The organism is Bradyrhizobium sp. Crot121, assembly GCF_059512385.1.
In genome coordinates this window covers 1-542 of record NZ_JCAMOR010000332.1, presented here as the reverse complement: position 1 = coordinate 542, position 542 = coordinate 1, and the positions used below count along the sequence as shown (strand labels likewise).

The window sequence follows — 542 nt, the reverse complement described above, 5'->3', positions numbered from 1 at the left end:
GTTGCGCATCATCGAGGATCTGGCGGGCGACTGGCGCCGGCTGGATGCACGTATCGAGGGGCTGTCGAGCGAGATCGAAACGCTGGCCCATCAAGATCAGGCCTGCGAGCGATTGATGACGGTGCCCGGCATTGGCCCGCTGATCTCAAGCGCCATGGTGGCCGCGATCGGCACTGGAGACGTGTTCTCGAAAGGCCGCGAATTCGGCGCCTGGCTTGGGCTGGTGCCGACGCAGATCTCGACCGGCGACCGCACGATCCTGGGCAAGATATCAAGGCGCGGCAATCGCTGCCTGCGCGCGCTGTTCGTCCAAGCCGCATGGGTGGTGCTGGTCAGGGTGAAGTGCTGGGAGCGCTATGGCCTCAAATCTTGGATCGAAGCCGCCAAGAAGCGATTGCACCACAACGTGCTGGCGATTGCGCTCGCCAACAAGCTCGCCCGAATCGCCTGGGCGGTCCTCAACAGGGCCGCGTCTTCTAGCGCGAGGCTCGCCAACCAAGACCTAGCCGGAAGCGAACTACGCTGGAAATGCCGACGCCTTC

The 542-nt window shown here is 63.8% G+C and carries 1 protein-coding gene; it reads left to right on the top strand.

Annotated features, from left to right (window positions below):
• Positions 1–542 (top strand): IS110 family RNA-guided transposase (locus tag AC5ZGW_RS46830; RefSeq protein WP_496114225.1); only part of this gene is annotated, 542 nt, incomplete at both ends.